The sequence below is a fragment of the Mesorhizobium maamorense genome, assembly GCF_044998965.1.
GTDB lineage: Bacteria > Pseudomonadota > Alphaproteobacteria > Rhizobiales > Rhizobiaceae > Mesorhizobium.
In genome coordinates this window covers 3,246,464-3,263,496 of record NZ_CP173356.1, presented here as the reverse complement: position 1 = coordinate 3,263,496, position 17,033 = coordinate 3,246,464, and the positions used below count along the sequence as shown (strand labels likewise).

At 63.7% G+C, this 17,033-nt stretch carries 23 protein-coding genes; 11 read left to right on the top strand and 12 right to left on the bottom strand.

What is annotated here, in order from left to right; translation table 11 throughout:
- Positions 1–137: 137 nt before the first annotated feature.
- Positions 138–1,385: an ABC transporter substrate-binding protein gene (locus tag ACIU1A_RS16615; RefSeq protein ID WP_404927798.1), complete on the bottom strand. Its 1,248-nt coding sequence runs from the start codon at positions 1,383–1,385 to the stop codon at positions 138–140.
- A 63-nt stretch (positions 1,386–1,448) separates the two neighbouring features.
- The gene (locus tag ACIU1A_RS16610; protein WP_404927797.1) at positions 1,449–2,498 is read right to left on the bottom strand and encodes a LacI family DNA-binding transcriptional regulator; all 1,050 of its coding nucleotides are present in this window, start codon (positions 2,496–2,498) and stop codon (positions 1,449–1,451) included.
- A 748-nt stretch (positions 2,499–3,246) separates the two neighbouring features.
- Here ACIU1A_RS16610 and ACIU1A_RS16605 point away from each other — a divergent pair.
- Both ACIU1A_RS16605 and ACIU1A_RS16600 read left to right on the top strand, forming a co-directional pair.
- Positions 3,247–3,453: a hypothetical protein gene (locus tag ACIU1A_RS16605; protein WP_404927796.1), complete on the top strand. Its 207-nt coding sequence runs from the start codon at positions 3,247–3,249 to the stop codon at positions 3,451–3,453.
- A 5-nt stretch (positions 3,454–3,458) separates the two neighbouring features.
- Positions 3,459–3,650 (top strand): hypothetical protein, encoded by a 192-nt coding sequence (locus tag ACIU1A_RS16600; protein WP_140521391.1) that lies wholly within the window; start codon positions 3,459–3,461, stop codon positions 3,648–3,650.
- 23 nt (positions 3,651–3,673) lie between these two features.
- On the opposite strand, the gene ACIU1A_RS16595 is transcribed toward ACIU1A_RS16600, so the two are convergent.
- The gene (locus ACIU1A_RS16595) at positions 3,674–3,940 is read right to left on the bottom strand and encodes a DUF1488 domain-containing protein (RefSeq protein ID WP_140499190.1); all 267 of its coding nucleotides are present in this window, start codon (positions 3,938–3,940) and stop codon (positions 3,674–3,676) included.
- On the bottom strand, positions 3,937–4,185 hold the full coding sequence (locus ACIU1A_RS16590) for a hypothetical protein (protein WP_140499188.1): 249 nt from the start codon (positions 4,183–4,185) through the stop codon (positions 3,937–3,939). Before ACIU1A_RS16590 ends, ACIU1A_RS16595 begins: the two co-directional genes overlap by 4 nt.
- Before the next feature lie 245 nt (positions 4,186–4,430).
- Between ACIU1A_RS16590 and groES the strand changes: the two genes are divergently transcribed.
- From groES to ACIU1A_RS16575, 3 genes are all read left to right on the top strand, one after another.
- Positions 4,431–4,745 carry a co-chaperone GroES gene (groES, locus tag ACIU1A_RS16585; RefSeq protein WP_140516246.1) on the top strand — a complete coding sequence of 105 codons (315 nt, stop codon included), beginning with the start codon at positions 4,431–4,433 and terminating at the stop codon, positions 4,743–4,745.
- Between the two features lie 60 nt (positions 4,746–4,805).
- Positions 4,806–6,434, top strand: a complete 1,629-nt coding sequence (gene groL / locus ACIU1A_RS16580; RefSeq protein ID WP_404927795.1) for a chaperonin GroEL — start codon at positions 4,806–4,808, stop codon at positions 6,432–6,434.
- A gap of 149 nt (positions 6,435–6,583) precedes the next feature.
- The gene (locus ACIU1A_RS16575) at positions 6,584–6,742 is read left to right on the top strand and encodes a hypothetical protein (RefSeq protein ID WP_224681432.1); all 159 of its coding nucleotides are present in this window, start codon (positions 6,584–6,586) and stop codon (positions 6,740–6,742) included.
- Positions 6,743–6,759: 17 nt separating this feature from the next.
- Here the strand turns inward: ACIU1A_RS16575 and ACIU1A_RS16570 are convergent, their stop codons facing one another.
- Positions 6,760–7,173: an NUDIX domain-containing protein gene (locus tag ACIU1A_RS16570; RefSeq protein ID WP_404927793.1), complete on the bottom strand. Its 414-nt coding sequence runs from the start codon at positions 7,171–7,173 to the stop codon at positions 6,760–6,762.
- Between the two features lie 76 nt (positions 7,174–7,249).
- Between ACIU1A_RS16570 and ACIU1A_RS16565 the strand changes: the two genes are divergently transcribed.
- Positions 7,250–7,747, top strand: a complete 498-nt coding sequence (locus tag ACIU1A_RS16565) for a GAF domain-containing protein (RefSeq protein ID WP_404927792.1) — start codon at positions 7,250–7,252, stop codon at positions 7,745–7,747.
- Positions 7,748–7,798: 51 nt separating this feature from the next.
- On the opposite strand, the gene ACIU1A_RS16560 is transcribed toward ACIU1A_RS16565, so the two are convergent.
- Entirely contained in the window at positions 7,799–8,863 is a 1,065-nt protein-coding gene (locus tag ACIU1A_RS16560) for a YeiH family protein (protein WP_404927791.1), read from the bottom strand.
- A 419-nt stretch (positions 8,864–9,282) separates the two neighbouring features.
- On the opposite strand from ACIU1A_RS16560, the gene ACIU1A_RS16555 reads away from it, so the two are divergent.
- From ACIU1A_RS16555 to ACIU1A_RS16535, 5 genes are all read left to right on the top strand, one after another.
- Positions 9,283–9,750, top strand: a complete 468-nt coding sequence (locus ACIU1A_RS16555) for a GNAT family N-acetyltransferase (protein ID WP_404927790.1) — start codon at positions 9,283–9,285, stop codon at positions 9,748–9,750.
- 20 nt (positions 9,751–9,770) lie between these two features.
- Positions 9,771–10,154, top strand: coding sequence for an ACT domain-containing protein (locus ACIU1A_RS16550; RefSeq protein ID WP_404927789.1), 384 nt, complete (start codon positions 9,771–9,773; stop codon positions 10,152–10,154).
- Between the two features lie 154 nt (positions 10,155–10,308).
- Positions 10,309–11,742, top strand: a complete 1,434-nt coding sequence (locus tag ACIU1A_RS16545; protein WP_404927788.1) for an aldehyde dehydrogenase family protein — start codon at positions 10,309–10,311, stop codon at positions 11,740–11,742.
- 297 nt (positions 11,743–12,039) lie between these two features.
- The gene (locus tag ACIU1A_RS16540) at positions 12,040–12,450 is read left to right on the top strand and encodes an MbcA/ParS/Xre antitoxin family protein (protein ID WP_140559857.1); all 411 of its coding nucleotides are present in this window, start codon (positions 12,040–12,042) and stop codon (positions 12,448–12,450) included.
- The gene (locus ACIU1A_RS16535; protein ID WP_404927787.1) at positions 12,444–13,142 is read left to right on the top strand and encodes an RES family NAD+ phosphorylase; all 699 of its coding nucleotides are present in this window, start codon (positions 12,444–12,446) and stop codon (positions 13,140–13,142) included. Before ACIU1A_RS16540 ends, ACIU1A_RS16535 begins: the two co-directional genes overlap by 7 nt.
- Positions 13,143–13,157: 15 nt before the next feature.
- Here ACIU1A_RS16535 and ACIU1A_RS16530 read toward each other — a convergent pair whose 3' ends face one another.
- The 6 genes from ACIU1A_RS16530 to ACIU1A_RS16505 all read right to left on the bottom strand — a co-directional run bounded on the left by ACIU1A_RS16530 (position 13,158) and on the right by ACIU1A_RS16505 (position 16,925).
- A complete protein-coding gene (locus ACIU1A_RS16530; protein ID WP_140499166.1) occupies positions 13,158–13,901 on the bottom strand; it encodes an amino acid ABC transporter ATP-binding protein in 744 nt (247 codons plus the stop codon).
- A 25-nt stretch (positions 13,902–13,926) separates the two neighbouring features.
- Positions 13,927–14,601 carry an amino acid ABC transporter permease gene (locus ACIU1A_RS16525; RefSeq protein WP_140630521.1) on the bottom strand — a complete coding sequence of 225 codons (675 nt, stop codon included), beginning with the start codon at positions 14,599–14,601 and terminating at the stop codon, positions 13,927–13,929.
- On the bottom strand, positions 14,598–15,269 hold the full coding sequence (locus ACIU1A_RS16520) for an amino acid ABC transporter permease (RefSeq protein WP_140499162.1): 672 nt from the start codon (positions 15,267–15,269) through the stop codon (positions 14,598–14,600). Before ACIU1A_RS16520 ends, ACIU1A_RS16525 begins: the two co-directional genes overlap by 4 nt.
- Before the next feature lie 128 nt (positions 15,270–15,397).
- A complete protein-coding gene (locus ACIU1A_RS16515; RefSeq protein WP_140781857.1) occupies positions 15,398–16,186 on the bottom strand; it encodes an ABC transporter substrate-binding protein in 789 nt (262 codons plus the stop codon).
- A gap of 110 nt (positions 16,187–16,296) precedes the next feature.
- The gene (locus tag ACIU1A_RS16510) at positions 16,297–16,422 is read right to left on the bottom strand and encodes a hypothetical protein (RefSeq protein WP_263486587.1); all 126 of its coding nucleotides are present in this window, start codon (positions 16,420–16,422) and stop codon (positions 16,297–16,299) included.
- Positions 16,419–16,925 (bottom strand): Lrp/AsnC family transcriptional regulator, encoded by a 507-nt coding sequence (locus ACIU1A_RS16505; protein ID WP_140499160.1) that lies wholly within the window; start codon positions 16,923–16,925, stop codon positions 16,419–16,421. Before ACIU1A_RS16505 ends, ACIU1A_RS16510 begins: the two co-directional genes overlap by 4 nt.
- Positions 16,926–17,033: the final 108 nt, after the last annotated feature.

The following is a 17,033-nucleotide window of genomic DNA, read 5'->3' as shown; positions in this document are numbered from 1 at the left end:
GGGGAGAAGGGGAGGCGAAGTGCGCTAGGTCCCAAGCTGTCGATGCTAGTGAGTCTTCTCAACGCGATAGCCCTGTATCTGAACCAAACAATATCCGGCCACCCGCTCAGGGAGACAGGCGGGCGGCCGGCAGGCGCCTATTTCTGCGGCGCCTGGTCGATGATCGACTGCATGGTCTCCTGCGCATTGGCGATGGCGCCGTCGACGTCGTCGCCGAAGAACACCTCGTTGACCATCTGCGTCCACGGGCCGTTGGCGGAGTTGATCAGGTCGTTGAACACCACCGAATAGGGCGTCTTGCCCTTGGCCATGGCCTCGGCTGCGACCTGGTAGCGCGGGTCGAGGTCCTTCAGCGCGTCCTTGGCGATGTCGCCGCGCACCGGCAGGCTGCCATATTTGGCCAGGATCGTCTGGCCCTCCAGCGAATAGGCGAAGTCGAGGAACTCCTTCACCACATCGATCTTCTTGGTGCCCTTGGTGACGACGAAATTGTCGCCGCCGGCAAAGGACGACCAGCCGCCATCCTTGCCCGGCAGGAAGGTGATGCCGTAGTCGATGTCGGGATACTGGGTGTTGAGCGCGCCGATAGCGAAGGCACCCGACGGCGAGATGCCGATGTTGCCGCCGGCGAAGGCGGCGAAGAAATTGGCGCCGGTGTCGGTCTGGGCGCCTTCCGGCACCAGGCCCTTCTTGACCATCGAACGATAGAGATCGATGGCGCCGCGCAGCTGCGGGCTGTCCAGCGTCGCCTTGGAGCCGTCCTGCGAGAGGATGTCGCCGCCCGAGGCCCAGACCAGCGGCGTGAAGGTGAAGATGTTGCAGCCGCCGCAATTGCCGGAGAAGTAGAAGCCCTTGATGTTGCCGCCGAGCGCGTTGACTTTTTCGGCGTCGGCTTGGATCTCGGCCCAATTGGCTGGGCCCTTTTCGGGGTCGAGGCCGGCCTGCTTGAACAGCTTCTTGTTCCAGATCAGCACCGAGGCGTCGGCGGAGAAGGGCAGGCCGTAGATGCGGTCCTTGTAGGTGCCGGTCTTCACATGAGCCGGCGACAGGCTGGCGAAATAGGGGAGCGACTTGGCCCAGTCGGTGATGTCCTCCAACTGGCCGGCGGCGGCGAAGGAGGGCGTATAGATCAGGTCGAGCGACAGCGCGTCAGGCGCCGTGCCGCCGGCGGCGGCAGCACCGTATTTCGGAATGATCTCGGCGTTGGGGATGATGTCGAGCTTGATCTGGTTGGTGTGGCCCTTGTTGTAGGCATCGACGATGCGCGGCATGAAGTTCGAGCCGTCGGCGCGCACCCAGATGTTGGCGGTCTCGGCGGCGGCAAATTGCAGCCCGCAGCCGAATACGGCGGCCGTCAAGGCCAGCCTGGCAATCAAAGTCCTCATATTCTCCTCCTCCACGTTTTGGCCGCGACGCGCGGCTTGCCGCCGATTGCGGCGTTTGGTTCTTCAGCCGTCCGGCAGGCGGCCGCAGGACTGACGCACCACCAGCCGGCACAGCAGTTTCCGGATGCCTGGCGCGGCGGGCTTGCCGCCGACCAGGGAAAGCAAGGTCAGCCCCGCTTCGCGGCCGAGCGCAGCCAGGTTCATGTCGACCGAGGTCAGCGGCGGGCGCGTCGCTTCGGCCACGATCTCCCAATTGTCGAAACCGATGACGCCGACATCGCCGGGCACGTCGAGACCGCGTTCGCGCAAGGCATCGATGACGCCGCGCGCGATCTGGTCGTTGCCGCAGAAGACGGCGTCCGGTCTTTCGCTTGCGTCGTCGGCCGCGCCGTCGAACAGCCTCGCCACGGCTTCGTGTCCCCAGGCCTCCGACCACGAGCCGAGCAGCGGCTCGGTGACCGACAGGCCGTTCTCGGTCAGAACATCGCGATAGGCCTGCGCCCTGGCGTGCACCACGGCAAAGCTCGCCGGTCCCGAGACATGGGCGATGCGCCTGCGGCCGAGCCGACAGAAATGCTCCACCGCCAGCCGCGCGCCGCCAGCGTCGTCGGAGACGAAGGCGACGGCGTCGGGATCGGGCTGGGTGAAGGCATAGATCACCGGAATGCGCAGATTAGACAGGTCGACCGGCAGATGACGGTCGATGCGCTTGCCGGTGGCGATGATGCCGTCGACGCGCTTGTCGAGCATGGCCTCGACATGGAGCTGGCCGAGACGCGGATCCTCCTCGACATTGCACAGGAACACCGAGACGCCGGCGTCGACCAGCGCGTCGGAAATGCCCGACATCAGCGGCAGCGAGAAGCGGCCATAGGTATCGTTGGTGAGCAGGCCGACGGTGAAGGAGCGTCGCCGCAGCAGGCTCTGCGCCAGGCTGTTGGGCCGGAAGCCGAGGCGCTGCGCGGTCTCGCGAATGCGCTCGCGGGTCTCGGCGGTCATGCGGCCCTGATCGTTGAGCGCCTTCGAGGCGGTGGCGACGCTGACGCCAGCCTCGGCCGCTACGTCACGCAAGGTGACGGGCTTGGGAAAGGCTGACTGATCGTCCAATGCCATTGCGGCGAAAATCCCGATTGGGAAAAGGTTTTCTCTTGCAGGCCGGAATGAGACCCGGCCGAGGGCCGAGCCCGATCGGAAATGTTTGGAAAAACCTTTTCTCAACCCAAACTAGGCCAGATTCAGAGGCTGTTCAAGAGGAAAAGTGGCTGGTCCTCCGGTGGTGCGAAGCGGCCGCCGGAGGGCGGGCTCACGGGCTCGGCGCCCGGCGAGTTCATCAGGCGAATTCCTGATCGGCAGCCGTCAGTGCTGCCATGGCGCGAGCCAACCAAAGCAGCAATCGGCGACATGTCTACAAACTACTCTTCGGTCTTAACGCTTGCGCAAATATTATCGGTTAGTTCGCTAGTCATGGCCTCGTGGCGGAGCGGCTACGCTGGAGACGGCAAATCTCTGAAGCCTCGGTTCGATCCCGAGGCGAGGCCTCCAAAAATCATATGACGTAGAGAAAAATCATATGACGTAGAGCCTGCGTCGGACCATCAAGGGCGATGGGCCTTGCCAGCTTGCATTTGCGGCCCGGGCCGGACAGGTCCTCGTCTTCGTCGTGACACTGACGCGCCGGCAAGAAGACTGCTACCCAGCCGCCTTGCGCGCTTTCAGCATCTGACGATCGGGGTCACGTGGCATGCGGCCGGCGTTAAAGCAGCCTATTTGCATTTGGCATGCAGGGCACTCGCCAAAAGAGTGCTATGGAAGGGCGAGAGCTTGCCCGCTCCGACTTTCCCCGACATTCGAGGCCATTTTCGTGCGTGAACCGTCGCTGTTGCCCGTCTTTGGAAAACTTGGCGCCAAGGGACCCCGTGTCGTCGCGGTGGAACCGGTCTCGTCGGCAGGTATCGCCCCGCGGCTGCGGGAGGCTCTGGCCGCCCATGGCGGCATGGTGTTGAAGCTGTCGGTCGTCGCCTGGACGATATCGGTCCTGGGCATGGTCTTCTTCATGTTGCAGGGCTGAGGCAAATGGCCAACCGCTACGCACTGCGCATGGACTTGCCCCAAAGCTGGGCCATCATCGACGTCTTCACCGGCCAGCCCGTCGTCGTCAGGCAAAGGGCGATGGTCGGCATGAGCCCGCGCGACGCCAACGCCATGGTCGATCAGATGAATGTCCGGGACGTCAAGCGCCGGGAGAAGGCGGAGCGTAAATCCTGATCCAGCGCCGTCCGCCTGTCGTCTCAGCGGAAGTCGTCGGCCGTCAGCACATACATGCTCTTGCGCGTGCGGTCATAGGCCTTTGACGCTACGTCGCGGATAACACTGCTCTCGGTGTCGAAGGTGGCGAGATACCCGGCTTCATTGGCTGCCGTCGCCGGCTGCATCCTGGTCATGGCATCGGCGGCGACCGAGAAGGAAATCTGGAACATGCCGTCATAGCCGACGAAACGGATGCGCTTGCCGGCCTCGTCGTAGCTGCGGCTGCGGTTGGGGAAGGTCAGGCTCATGATTTTGCCTCCGTCGTTTTCTTCACCGCGCGTTTCTTCTTCGGCGTCGGGTTCAGGGCCTCGGCCACGCGGTCGGCTTCTTCCTTGGCCAGCCGCAATTGCCTCAGCCTTGCCGTCTTGATCTCCCTGGCCCTCGCTTCGGACATATATTCGGCGGTTGCCTTGTTGCGCTCCGCCGTCTTCTTCTGCTTGTCGACAAAGCGCGCTTCAGCTTTTTCCATGATCGTCTGGTTGCCGTCGGCCATCGAGGAAATCTCCCTTGCGTCTGAAATCGTGAAAATGAACTTGTCCGATAAATAGGCACTCTGTCGGGAAAATTCAAATTTTTGAAATATTTGGTCGTTTTCCGACCCGATGAAACCGGGCGCCGACATAATACTATGATTATTCAATATCCGCTCGGAATAAATTTTGGCACTCCTATCTATCGAGTGCCAAAGAGCCTATAGAAGGGGGCGGCCGCCTATGCCGGCCCCAGAAAGAAGTTCTCATGAAATTTCGGCCACTCCACGACCGCGTCGTCATCCGGCGCGCCGAAGGCGACATCAAATCCAAGGGCGGCATCATCATTCCCGACAATGCCAAGGAAAAGCCGCAGGAAGGCGAAGTGATCGCGGTTGGTCCCGGCGCCCGCGACGAAAACGGCGCACTTGTTCCGCTCGACGTCAAGGCCGGCGACTTGATCCTGTTCGGCAAATGGTCGGGCACGGAGGTCAAGATCGACGGCGAGGATCTTCTGATCATGAAGGAAGCCGACATCATGGGCGTTATCGAAAAGAGCGTCGAAGCCAAGAAGGCCGCCTGACTGAAGCGCCGCGCCTCTGCGCGGTGACGGCTCCACTCCAAATGCGAACTGGATAAAATCATGTCTGCCAAGGAAATCAAATTCTCCACCGATGCGCGCGACCGTATGCTGCGCGGCGTCGAGATCCTCACCAATGCGGTCAAGGTCACGCTCGGCCCCAAGGGCCGCAACGTCATCATCGACAAGGCCTATGGGGCGCCGCGCATCACCAAGGACGGCGTCACCGTCGCCAAGGAAATCGAGCTTGCCGACAAGTTCGAGAACATGGGCGCGCAGATGGTGCGCGAAGTGGCCTCGAAGACCAACGACCTCGCCGGCGACGGCACCACCACTGCCACGGTGCTGGCCGCCTCGATCCTGCGCGAAGGCGCCAAGCTGGTTGCCGCCGGCATGAACCCGATGGACCTCAAGCGCGGCATCGACCAGGCCGTCGCGGCCGTCGTCGTGGAAATCAAGGCGAAGGCCAAGAAGGTCAAATCGTCGGCCGAGATCGCGCAGGTCGGCACAATCGCCGCCAATGGCGATGCCAGCGTCGGCGAGATGATCGCCAAGGCGATGGACAAGGTCGGAAATGACGGCGTCATCACCGTCGAGGAAGCCAAGACCGCCAACACCGAGCTCGACGTCGTCGAAGGCATGCAGTTCGACCGCGGCTATCTCTCGCCTTATTTCGTCACCAATGCCGACAAGATGCGCGCGGAGCTGGAAGAGCCCTATATTCTCATCCACGAGAAGAAGCTCGGCAATCTGCAGGCAATGCTGCCGATCCTGGAAGCGGTGGTGCAGAGCGGCAAGCCGCTGCTGATCATCTCCGAGGACGTCGAAGGCGAGGCTCTGGCGACGCTGGTCGTCAACAAGCTGCGCGGCGGCCTCAAGGTCGCGGCCGTCAAGGCGCCGGGCTTCGGCGACCGCCGCAAGGCGATGCTGGAAGACATCGCGGTGCTCACATCCGGCCAGATGATCTCCGAGGATCTCGGCATCAAGCTGGAGAACGTCACCATCGAGATGCTCGGCCGCGCCAAGCGCGTGCTGATCGAAAAGGACACCACCACGATCATCGACGGCGCCGGCACCAAGGCGACCATTCAGGCGCGTGTCGCCCAGATCAAGGGCCAGATCGAGGAAACCACCTCCGACTATGACAAGGAGAAGCTGCAGGAGCGGCTGGCCAAGCTCTCCGGCGGGGTTGCCGTCATCCGCGTCGGCGGCGCCACAGAGTCGGAAGTCAAGGAAAAGAAGGATCGCATCGACGACGCGCTGAACGCCACGCGCGCGGCGGTCGAGGAAGGCATCGTGCCAGGCGGCGGCGTGGCTCTGCTGCGTGCCAGGACGGCGCTTGCCGGCCTGAGCGGCGCCAGTGCCGATGTCACCGCCGGCATCTCGATCGTGCTCAGGGCACTCGAAGCGCCGCTCCGCCAGATCGCCGAGAATTCGGGCGTCGAAGGCTCTGTTGTCGTCGGCAAGCTCTCCGACAGCAAGGACCACAACCAGGGTTTCGATGCCCAGAACGAGGCGTATGTCGACATGATCAAGGCGGGCATCGTCGATCCGGCGAAAGTGGTGCGCACCGCGTTGCAGGATGCCGGCTCGATCGCCGCGCTTTTGATCACCGCCGAAGCGATGATCTCGGACATTCCGGCCAAGGATGCCGCGCCTGCGGGCGGCGGTGGCGGCATGGGCGGCTACTAAGATCTGGCCGGCTCGCGAACGTGGTTTCATAAAAGCCATCTTTCAGACCTGATCCGTATCTCGCCAAAACGGTCTTTGCCACAGGCGAGACGACTATCGCCGGGGGATTCTCTCCCGGCGCGTAGGCCTCTGGCCCAGGAGATCGATCCATGATCATGTTCGTGCAGAAGCCACAGACGGTCGTCACGACCGAAACGACAGAGGAAAGCCGCTTCGACCGCATCCGCAGGATTGCCGCCGACAAGCACAAGAAATCCGAGCCCGATCCGGCAACGCCACAAAAGGGCGAACCCAAGCGTCCGATGTAATAGCGGCGCCGCCGCCGCTACATTCCGCTCAACCTCAGCACCACATCGCGCGTCAGCGGCGCAAGTTCGACGGAATTGGTCGAGCCGGGCTCCAGCCAGATGATCTCCTCGATCTCGGCGGCGGCTATCGGCTGGCCGTCGATGGAGAGCGCGAACAATTCCGCCTCGACCGTGCTGTCCGGCTCGTTGGCGGCCGTGGCCGAGAACAGGCCGAGCCAGGAGGTGGTGGCGGGGTCGATCGCCAATCCGAGTTCCTCGCGCAGTTCGCGCACCAGAGCATCGAGCGGAGCCTCGCGCGGCTCGATCTTGCCGCCGGGCTGCATGAAGGCGCTGGTGCCGCGCTTGCGCACCAGAAGCAGCCGGCCCGACGCATCCGCGATGACGCCGGGAGCGATCCTGATCTTGCGGCTTTCGTGGCGGGTAGGATTCACGGTAGACTGTTCCGGTGGTCGTTTGGTGCAGAGCCTGCGGAAAACGGAACCGCGATTCTCAGTTCGGAGACAAGCCATGTTCGCAGCCAAGGCCATCGACACTTCGAACAAGGCCGCGTTCTACCGCGATCTTGCCGCGCAACTGAAGGCGCTGCTCGAGGGCGAGGGCGACTCGATTGCCAATGCCGCCAACACCGCGGCGCTGATCTTCCAGATGGTGCCCGATCTCAACTGGGCGGGCTTCTATTTCCTGGCCTCGGACGAGGAATTGGTGCTGGGTCCGTTCCAGGGCAAGCCGGCCTGCGTGCGCATTGCCGTAGGCAAGGGCGTATGCGGCACGGCGGTCGAACTCGGCACCTCGATGCTTATTAAGGACGTGCACGATTTCCCCGGCCACATCGCCTGCGACGCCGATCTGCGTTCGGAACTGGTCGTGCTTCTCGAAGACGATGAAGGCGTCTTCGGCGTGCTCGATCTCGACAGCCCGCTGCCCGGCCGCTTCGACAAGGCGGACCAGGCCGGCATCGAAACGCTGGCCGCGATCTATGTCGCGGCCAGTTCGTTCGAGGATTAGGCGCTTTCCTGCCGGACAGAAGGGGGCGCCGTAGAGCGCTACCTTTGGGGCCTAGGCCAACTTCACCAGCATCAGGCTGAAGCCGCCGATGAACAGGAAGGCCGAGAAGGCGAGCGCCAGCGGGCGCAGGCCGCGCGAGCGCAGCTGCGAGATATCGGCCTGCAGGCCCATGGCGGCCAGCCCCATGGTCAGCATGATGGTGGTGGCGAGTGCCATCGCCGACTTCACGTCGGCGGGTATCGCGACAAGGCTGTTCAGAGCCGCGACGGCGACGAAGGCGGCGACGAACCATGGCATGGGCGGGCGCGCCGCCTGCTGGTCGCTGCTGCTCTTGCGGCGCGCCATCAGGCCCAGCGCGATGACCATCGGCGCCAGCATGGCGACGCGGGTGAGCTTGGCGACGGTGGCGATCTCGCCCGACTGGGTGCCGTTCTGGAAGCCGGCGCCGATGACTTGCGCCACCTCATGGATCGAGGCGCCCGCCCACAGGCCGAAAGCATGCTGGTCGAGGCCGAGCAGCGGCGCCAGCAGCGGGAAGCCGAGCATGGCGACGGTGCCGAACAAGGTGATCGAGGCGACGGCGTAGGTGACGTCCTCGTCGCGCGCGTCGGTGACGATGTTGGTGGCCACGATTGCCGAGGCACCGCAGATCGAGGTGCCGGCGGCGATCAGCTGCGCCAGTTTCGCGTCGACGCCGATCAGCCGGCCGAGCGTGATGGTGAAGACGAAGGTGGCGCCAAGGGTGGCTGCCACGATGCCGACACCTCCGGCGCCGATCGACACCACCTGGCCGAGCGTCAGCTGGAAACCGAGCAGCACGATGGCGAAGCGCAGCAGCCGGCGCTGCGAAAACGCGATGCCGGCCTTGGCGTGCCCCGGCGTGCCGAGCACGTTGGAGTAGATCATGCCGGCGACGACGGCTATTATCATCGGGCTGAACAGGGCAAAGCCGGAGACGTTGCGGGCCGAGAAGGCCACCGCAGTGATCATCGCGACCAATATCATACCGGGCACGGGTCCGGCCTTGGTCGAGTCGAGCGCCTTGCGGCGCTGCGCGGGTTCGGCGGAAATCAGGCTTTTTGGAATATCGTTCGCAATGTGGGATAAGGAAGACAACGTCATGCTCCAGGCGACTTCGCCCGGGGAATGCCATTCCCCGACTAATCTTTCCAATGAATTATTTTCGTTAGAATGATCGATTTTCCAGGACGGTTTTCCGGCTTACGTGACCAAAATGCGGTCGTCGGCCAAGGGCCGATACGGCATGCCTCTAATCAGGGTTGGTGAGGCAGCGCGGTAAAGAGGCTGGGGCACCGCCAGAAGGTGGCTTGGCGTCGGCTTGACGAGCCACTCATGCTGCGCCAGCTTGGCGCCATGTTCGTTCTTCCCCGCGCCAATGTCATGCGACGCCGAACCTGTACACTGCGAGGCGGCATGATTGCGCGACGACGAGGAGTGGCCCGTTAATTCCGGTTCGTTCTTCCCAGCCCCGCCCGCGAAACCGCCGGCGGGCTTTTCATGTCTGGAGCCTCTCGATGAGCATCAATCCTTCCATCCAGTTCCGGCAGGCCAGGCCGGCGGACGCCACCGCCATCCGGGACATCGTGCGCTTGGCCTATGCCAAATGGGTGCCGCTGATCGGCCGCGAACCGCTGCCCATGCGTGCCGACTATGACATAGCCGTTGCCGAGCATGAGTTCGACCTTGCGATCGAGGAGGGCGAAATCGTCGGCGTGATCGAAACCATGCCGGCCGACGACCATGTCTGGATCGAGAATGTCTGCGTGGCGCCGCATGCGCAGGGAAGGGGGATCGGCCGGCTGTTGCTGGAGCGGGCTGAACGCAAGGCGGCCGAAGCGGGCCGCAACGAACTTCGCCTGCTGACCAATGGCGCCTTCGCGGCCAATGTGTCGCTTTACAAGAGGCACGGCTATAGGATCGACCGGGAGGAGCCGTTCATGAACGGTACGACTGTTTATATGAGCAAGAGGCTCGCTGGATAGACCGCAATCGGAGTTCGACAATGGCTGCCAAAATCAGGCTGAAGCAACTGCCCGGGCTGTACGCGATTTCGCGGCTCGAGCCTGGAGCGAGCATTCCCGGTTGGGCGGACGGGCCAGGCTTCGTCAGCATCACCAGAACCGAGGATGAACTTTCGATCGTCTGTCTGCAGGATCGCGTTCCAGATGCCGTCAAGCGGGATGACGAGTGGATCGCCTTCAAGCTCCAAGGGCCTTTCGCTTTCGATGAAACCGGCATCGTGTTGTCGGTCATCAGGCCGCTGTCGGAAAACGAGCTGGGCATTTTCGTGGTTTCGACTTTCGACGGCGATCACCTGCTGGTGAAAGCCGCCGATCGGGTCGCGGCGACACGGCTTCTAGGCGAAGCCGGGCATACTCTGCTGTAATTCGTTCTGCTCCAGCTATCGCCCGCCCGGCTGGTTCAACCGCTCGCGGCTCGCTCACCAGTTCGGGGGTTGCGTTTGACAGTGCCGGTCGCGCATCGTTATTTCTAGCCAGATATCACGCCGGACGGCTGTGCGGCGCCCCTCAGGAGAAATCATGTCACACAATCTGCAGTTCTACATCGATGGCGCGTGGGTCGATCCTGTCGTGCCCAACACGATCGATGTCATCGATCCGTCGAACGAAGATAGCTTCGCGCAGATTTCGCTGGGTTCCAAGGCCGACGTCGACAAGGCGGTGGCCGCCGCGAAGCGGGCCTTCGGCACATTCGGCTTCACCTCGGTCGAGGAACGGCTCGACATCCTCAACCGCGTCATCGAGGTCTACAAGAAGCGCAGCCAGGACCTTGCGCTCGCCGTGTCGCGCGAGATGGGCGCGCCGCGCCGGATGGCGCTCGACAGCCAGGTCGGCATCGGGCTCGCGCATCTGGCCAAGATGGCGGAAGTGCTGAAGAGCTTCCAGTTCCGGCAGGTCAAGGGCTCCTCGCTGATCGTCAAGGAGCCGATCGGCGTCGTCGGCCTGATCACGCCATGGAACTGGCCGCTGAACCAGATCACCTGCAAGGTGGGTCCGGCGCTTGCCGCCGGTTGCACCATGGTGCTGAAGCCATCCGAGATCGCGCCGCTCGACGCCATCGTCTTCGCCGAGATCCTCGACGAGGCCGGCGTGCCGAAGGGCGTGTTCAACCTCGTCAATGGCGACGGTCCCGGCGTCGGCCAGGCGCTGTCCAGCCATCCCGATATCGACATGATGTCGTTCACCGGCTCCACCCGGGCCGGCATATTGGTGGCCAAGGCCGCCGCCGACACGGTCAAGCGCGTGCACCAGGAACTTGGCGGCAAGTCGGCCAACATCCTGTTCCCGGACGTCGACCTCGCCACCGCGGTGACCAAGGGCGTCGCCGGCTGCTTCAGCAACAGCGGCCAGTCCTGCAACGCGCCAACCCGTATGTTCGTGCCACGCGACCGTCATGACGAGGCGACTTCCTACGCCAAGGCGGCGGCGGAAAAGTTCGTGGTCGGTCCGGCCGACGCTCCCGGCACCAAGCTCGGCCCTGTCGTCAGCCAGGCCCAGTTCGACAAGATCCAGGACATGATTCAGAGCGGCATCGACGAGGGAGCCACGCTGGTCACGGGCGGCCCCGGCCGTCCGGCCGAACTCAACCGTGGCTACTATGTCAGGCCGACCGTGTTCGCCGATGTCACCCACGATATGCGCATCGCGCGCGAGGAGATTTTCGGGCCGGTGCTGGCCATCATGCCCTACGACACGGTCGAGCAGGCGGTCGAGCAGGCCAACGACACCGTCTACGGCCTTGCCTCCTATATCCAGGCCAAGGATATCCAGAAGGCGCGCGACGTCGCGGCGCGCATGCGCTCCGGCAACGTCTACATCAACTATCCCCAATGGGACGCCGGCCTGCCCTTCGGCGGCTACAAGCAATCCGGCAACGGCCGCGAATACGCCGAATACGGGCTGGAGGATTTTCTGGAGATCAAGGGTATCGCGGGGTATGAGGCGGCGGAGTAGGCGGACAAGAGCCGCCCTCACAGAACGTGGGTTCCTCGGCCCCGCAAAGCGGGGGAGAGGTGGCGGCGAAGCGGTCGGAGAGGGGGCTGCGGCGCTGGAAGGTTTTCACGGCATATCCACGCCGCGCCATTCCCCCGCTCCGTCTCGGCTTCGCCGAGCCACCTCTCCCCCACCTTTGTGGGGGCGAGGAACCCTGGTCTGTTATGCCGCGCCACCTTTTTAGGTGGCCGCTCTGGTCCTGTTTCCTTGCCAATTGGCAAATACATGCTATATGTCTGCCAATAGCGGGAGCAGAAAATGCAGCTTCAGTCCATCGTCACCACGCCGGCCGCGGTCGGCAGCGCCATCTCGGATGAAGAGGCGGGCGCCCTGGCGCGCACCACGGTCAATCTGTTCAAGGCGTGGGGCCTCACCGACCTCGAGGCCTGCATCCTGCTCGGCGGCATGTCGGCGCGCACCTGGGCGCGCTGGAAGGAAGGCGGCATCGGCCGGATCGACCGTGACCTGCGCACCCGCATGGCGCATCTGATGGGCATCCACAAGGGTTTGCGCTATCTCTTCACCGAGCCGGCGCGCGGCTATGCCTGGATCCGCAAGCCCAATGCCACGTTCGGCGGCCAATCGGCGCTCGACCTGATGCTGCGCGGCGAAATCTCCGACCTTGCCGCGATGCGCGAATGGCTCGACGCGGAGCGTGGTGGATGGTGAGTGGGCTCGCGGTCCGGCGCCGCGTCCACTGGCCCCAGACCTTCCGCATCATCCGCTCCATCCATCCGCCTATCGACCTCTTCGAGGACATTGCCGACCCGCGCGATTGGGAAGCGCTGGCCGCCGTCGAGGAGAAGACCAATCCGCGCATCCGGCTGGAACTCGGCGACCTCGGCAAGGTTCCTGCCGAAAGGCGGGTGTCCGGACCCGGCGCAAGTTTCGTGATGGCGCCCTTCGTGCATTGCTCGACCTTGCGGCCCGGGCGGTTTTCCGATGGCAGCTACGGCATCTACTATGCCGGCGACAGCGAGGAGGTGGCGCTGGCCGAAACCATCCACCACCACCAGAATTTTATGCGCGCCACCAAGGAGGAGCCGGGCTGGACCGCGGATTTCCGCGTGCTGATCGGCAGCGTCGATCGCGACCTCGATAACGTCAACGCGGTGCCCGGCGCGCTCGACCCGGACGACTACACCGCCTCGCAGGCCGAAGGCCGCGCCTTGCGTGCGGCCGGCAGCGACGGGCTGGTGTGGAACAGCGTGCGCATGCCAAGCGGGCAGTGCATCGGCATCTTCTGGCCGGATGCAATCACCGTTCCCGTCCAGGGGAGGCACTACAGCTACCACTGGGACGGCCGCCGCGTGGATTTCGTGCGCCAGCACGATACAGGCAAGGTGCTGGCGGTCACTTGAAGGCGGCGGCGCCGGTCAGTGCCGCAGGATCTTGCTCAGGAAGGCGCGGCTGCGATCGGTCCTGGGGTGCGAGAAGAACTCGTCGGGCGTGCCGCTTTCGACGATGGCGCCGGCATCCATGAACACCACGCGCTGGGCGACCTTGCGGGCAAAGCCCATCTCATGCGTCACCACCATCATGGTCATGCCTTCCTCGGCAACCGCGACCATGACGTCGAGCACTTCCGAAATCATCTCGGGGTCGAGCGCGGATGTCGGCTCGTCGAACAGCATGATCTTGGGGCGCATGCCGAGACAGCGGGCGATCGCCACGCGCTGCTGCTGTCCGCCTGAAAGCTGCGCAGGATAGGCGTTGACCTTGTCGGCAAGCCCGACCTTGGCCAGCAGTTCGCGGCCGGCCTGCTCGGCCTCGGCGCGCGGGATCTTGCGGACATGGATCGGCGCCAGCGTGACGTTTTCGAGCGCGGTCTTGTGCGGGTAGAGGTTGAAGGACTGGAAGACGAAGCCGATCTCGGTGCGCAGCTTCGTCATGTTGGTGGCGGGGTCGCCGAGCCGCTGGCCGTCGACGACAAGGTCGCCGTCCTTGATCGTCTCCAGCCCGTTGATGCAGCGGATAAGCGTGCTCTTGCCCGACCCGCTCGGGCCGCAGACGACGACCACTTCGCGCGGCTCGACGCTGAGCGTGATGTCCCTCAGCACGTTGAGCGGGCCGAACCATTTGTTGACGCCGCGAAAATCGATCATGCCCGTTTTGGTCATGTGGTCAGAACCTTTGGGTTCGATGTCATATCTGCACCTCGCCATGGGCGGCACCCATGCGCCGTTCGAGCCGGCGGGCGAGCATGATCAGCGGATAGCAGACGATGAAATAGCCGACGCCGACGAGGAAGAACACCAGCAGGCCGTTCGGCACGCGCTGCACCACCAGCCAGCCGACGCGGGTGAGGTCGGTCAGGCCGATCGCCGACACGACCGAAGAATCCTTGATCAGCAGCACATATTGCCCGACCAGCGGCGGCAGCACGATGCGCATCGCCTGGGGCAGCACCACCTGGCGCATGCGCTGCCAGCGCGACAGGCCGGACGCCAGTGCCGCCTCGACCTGGCCCGTCGGAACCGAACGAATGCCGGCGGCGACGATCTCGCAGATGAAGCAGGCGGCGAGGTTGGTCAGCGCGATGATGCCGGCGGTGAAGGCGTCGAGCTCGATGCCCAGCTCCGGCAAGATGAAGAAGATCAGGAATATCTGCACCAGGAACGGGGTGCCCCGGATGAGGTCTACCCAGGCACCGATCACGCCGGAGATCAACCGGTTGCCGCCGGTCCGCAAGATGCCCAGGCCGAAGCCGAGCAGGGTGCCCAGCACCAGGCTGATCAGCGACAGCACCACGGTCATGCCGAGGCCGCGCAGCGCCAGCGGATAGCTGCCCGCTAGGCTTTGCAACTGCTGCCAGATCATATGCGCGCTCCCGCCGAGCCGAGCCAGCGGCCGGAGAGAACCGCCAGCCCTTTGAGGCCGTAATAGAGCATGAGGTAGAAGGCGGCGATGGTGAGAAATCCTTCCGCCGGCATGAAACGGTCGGAGGCGAGCAACTGGCCGGCGCGCGTCAGCTCGGCAACCGAGATCAGCGACAGGAGCGCCGAATCCTTGACCAGCACGATCGCTTGTCCCAGCAGCGGCGGGATCGTCACCTTGAACGCCTGCGGCAAGACCACCAGGCGCATGCGCTGGACATAGGTCATGCCCGAAGCAACACTGGCCTCAACCTGGCCGCGCGGGATCGACAGGATGCCGGCGCGAATGATTTCAGCGACATAGGCGCCGCTGTTCAGTGACAACGCGAGGATGCCGACGACGAGTTCGGGCAGCACGAAACCGAGGCGCGGCAGGCCGAAATAGAGAAAATAGAGCTGCGCCAGCAAGGGCGTGGCGCGTACGGCGTCGATATAGGCCTTGGCCGGCACCCGAAACAGCCAGCCGCGCTGCAGGTTCATCGCGCACAGCAGGATGCCGACCGCGAGCGCGCCGAAAAAGGACAGCGCCGACAGCCACACGGTCGTGACCAGGCCCTGCCCGAACAGGGGCAGGTATTCGACGATGGTGCGGAAGCTGAAATTCTCGAGCATGGGCGTGAATGGTGGGTAGGGAATAGTGAGTAGTGAGTAGTGAGTAGTGAGTAGGCAGGCGGATCCGGAATTCCCTATCCACTACTCACTAATTCGCTACTCACTAATCCCTAATCCCCAATTCCTAATCAGTGATCTTTCTTCCAGTCTTCCGAATTGACCCAGTAGTCGAGGTTCTTCTGCAGGCGGCCGTCGATGGTGACCTGGTTGAGGAACAGGTTCATCCAGATCAGGAGATCCGGCTCGTCATAGCGGGTGGCGAAGGCAAGCGGCTCCTTCGAGAGGAGGTCCGGCATGATTGTGAAGGTGCCGGCCGGATAGGCCGTCGACTGGCCCTTGACCGCCGAGACATCGTTGACGCCGCAATCGGCCTGGCCGTTGTTGACGGCGTCGAGCAGCAGCGGACCGCCGCCCTTGTAGCTCTTGATGTCGGCATCGGGGAAGGCGGCCTTGGCTTCCTTCTCGCCGGTGGCGCCGAGCAGCACGGCGATCTTGGTGCCCTTGGCCTTGCAGTCCTCGGTGGTCTTGAACTTGCCGTCGGCCTTGGTGAAGACGGTGCTGCCCGTATACATGTAAGGCGTGGTGAAGGCGACCTTCATGCCGCGTGCCAGCGTCGGCGTCATGTCGGCGACCAGAAGGTCGGCCTTGCCCGAAAGCAGCGCCGGGATCAGGCCGTCCCAGTCGAAGTCGAGGAAGGTGATCTTGACGCCCATTTCCTTGGCCATCAGTTCGGCCAGTTCCACGGAACTGCCGGTGCGTTCGCCATTGGCGCCGACCAGCGAGAAGGGCGGTCCCTGCGTCTGCACGGCGACACGCAGTTCGCCGCGCTTGGTGATGTCGTCGAGCGATCCGGCGCTGGCGGCGGCGGTGAGACCGGCCAGTGCGAGGCCGGCGATGAAAAGCTTGGCAATCTTCATTGGTTTCATTGGGCATTCCTCCTTTTGTCGTCTTGTTGTCTACCCTACAGGGTGCTTTTTGCGCGGCGGCGCCGTTGCCAGCGGCGGCCACCGTTCGAAAATCCGTCTCCTCAGTGCCGGGCCGCCGTTTCGGCGACCGCGATGCCGCGCCTGGGCAACGCGCCGAAGAAAGGCGCGTCCGGCACATGCAGCAGCGGGTTGAGCAGGCCGAGGCTCTCGAGAACCGCTATCCTCATGCCGGCTCCTTGCGAATGCTGTCGTCCGACCAGCAGCCTTCCGGCAGACTGACCCATTTGTTGCAGGATGCCATGACCACGAAGGTCTCGCTGCGCACGACCTCGCCCGGCTCGCCGGCGCCCGGGATCAACTCGCTGGTGACGCGGTAGAGATCGGCGACGTCGCCGGCCACCGTCACGTCGACGATGATGTCGAAGCGCCCGGTGACGACCGAGGCCGAGTTGACGAAGGGCAGTTCGGAAATGCGCTGCGCCAGCTCGCGGGCGCGGCCGCGCCCTTGCGCGTTGATGCCGACGATGGCCGAGATCAGTTCGGGCCGCTCCGTCAGGTTCAGGAGCCCGACGATCTTGAGCAGGTTGCGGTCGAGCAGGTTGCGCAGCCGCGTGCGCACCGTCGGCACCGAGATCGCCAGAATCTCGGCAAGGCGGTTGATGCCCGGCTGCGCGTCCTGCGACAGCTGTTTGACCAGCCGCCGATCGGTCAGATCGAGATGTTCCCGCAAGTCCCCCGTCTTTCATAAAACGAAAAAAGCTAGGCAATTTTTTTGCCTATGTGCAAACAAGCTATTTCATGGATTCCTCAAAGGCAAGGCATGATTCCACGCGAATTC

Coding starts and splice junctions, on each gene's coding strand:
- ACIU1A_RS16615 (WP_404927798.1), bottom strand. CDS start 1,385: ATGAGGACTTTGATTGCCAGGCTGGCCTTGACGGCCGCCGTATTCGGC.
- ACIU1A_RS16610 (WP_404927797.1), bottom strand. CDS start 2,498: ATGGCATTGGACGATCAGTCAGCCTTTCCCAAGCCCGTCACCTTGCGT.
- ACIU1A_RS16600 (WP_140521391.1), top strand. CDS start 3,459: ATGGCCAACCGCTACGCACTGCGCATGGACTTGCCCCAAAGCTGGGCC.
- ACIU1A_RS16595 (WP_140499190.1), bottom strand. CDS start 3,940: ATGAGCCTGACCTTCCCCAACCGCAGCCGCAGCTACGACGAGGCCGGC.
- ACIU1A_RS16590 (WP_140499188.1), bottom strand. CDS start 4,185: ATGGCCGACGGCAACCAGACGATCATGGAAAAAGCTGAAGCGCGCTTT.
- groES (WP_140516246.1), top strand. CDS start 4,431: ATGAAATTTCGGCCACTCCACGACCGCGTCGTCATCCGGCGCGCCGAA.
- groL (WP_404927795.1), top strand. CDS start 4,806: ATGTCTGCCAAGGAAATCAAATTCTCCACCGATGCGCGCGACCGTATG.
- ACIU1A_RS16575 (WP_224681432.1), top strand. CDS start 6,584: ATGATCATGTTCGTGCAGAAGCCACAGACGGTCGTCACGACCGAAACG.
- ACIU1A_RS16565 (WP_404927792.1), top strand. CDS start 7,250: ATGTTCGCAGCCAAGGCCATCGACACTTCGAACAAGGCCGCGTTCTAC.
- ACIU1A_RS16555 (WP_404927790.1), top strand. CDS start 9,283: ATGAGCATCAATCCTTCCATCCAGTTCCGGCAGGCCAGGCCGGCGGAC.
- ACIU1A_RS16550 (WP_404927789.1), top strand. CDS start 9,771: ATGGCTGCCAAAATCAGGCTGAAGCAACTGCCCGGGCTGTACGCGATT.
- ACIU1A_RS16545 (WP_404927788.1), top strand. CDS start 10,309: ATGTCACACAATCTGCAGTTCTACATCGATGGCGCGTGGGTCGATCCT.
- ACIU1A_RS16540 (WP_140559857.1), top strand. CDS start 12,040: ATGCAGCTTCAGTCCATCGTCACCACGCCGGCCGCGGTCGGCAGCGCC.
- ACIU1A_RS16535 (WP_404927787.1), top strand. CDS start 12,444: ATGGTGAGTGGGCTCGCGGTCCGGCGCCGCGTCCACTGGCCCCAGACC.
- ACIU1A_RS16530 (WP_140499166.1), bottom strand. CDS start 13,901: ATGACCAAAACGGGCATGATCGATTTTCGCGGCGTCAACAAATGGTTC.
- ACIU1A_RS16525 (WP_140630521.1), bottom strand. CDS start 14,601: ATGATCTGGCAGCAGTTGCAAAGCCTAGCGGGCAGCTATCCGCTGGCG.
- ACIU1A_RS16520 (WP_140499162.1), bottom strand. CDS start 15,269: ATGCTCGAGAATTTCAGCTTCCGCACCATCGTCGAATACCTGCCCCTG.
- ACIU1A_RS16515 (WP_140781857.1), bottom strand. CDS start 16,186: ATGAAGATTGCCAAGCTTTTCATCGCCGGCCTCGCACTGGCCGGTCTC.
- ACIU1A_RS16510 (WP_263486587.1), bottom strand. CDS start 16,422: ATGAGGATAGCGGTTCTCGAGAGCCTCGGCCTGCTCAACCCGCTGCTG.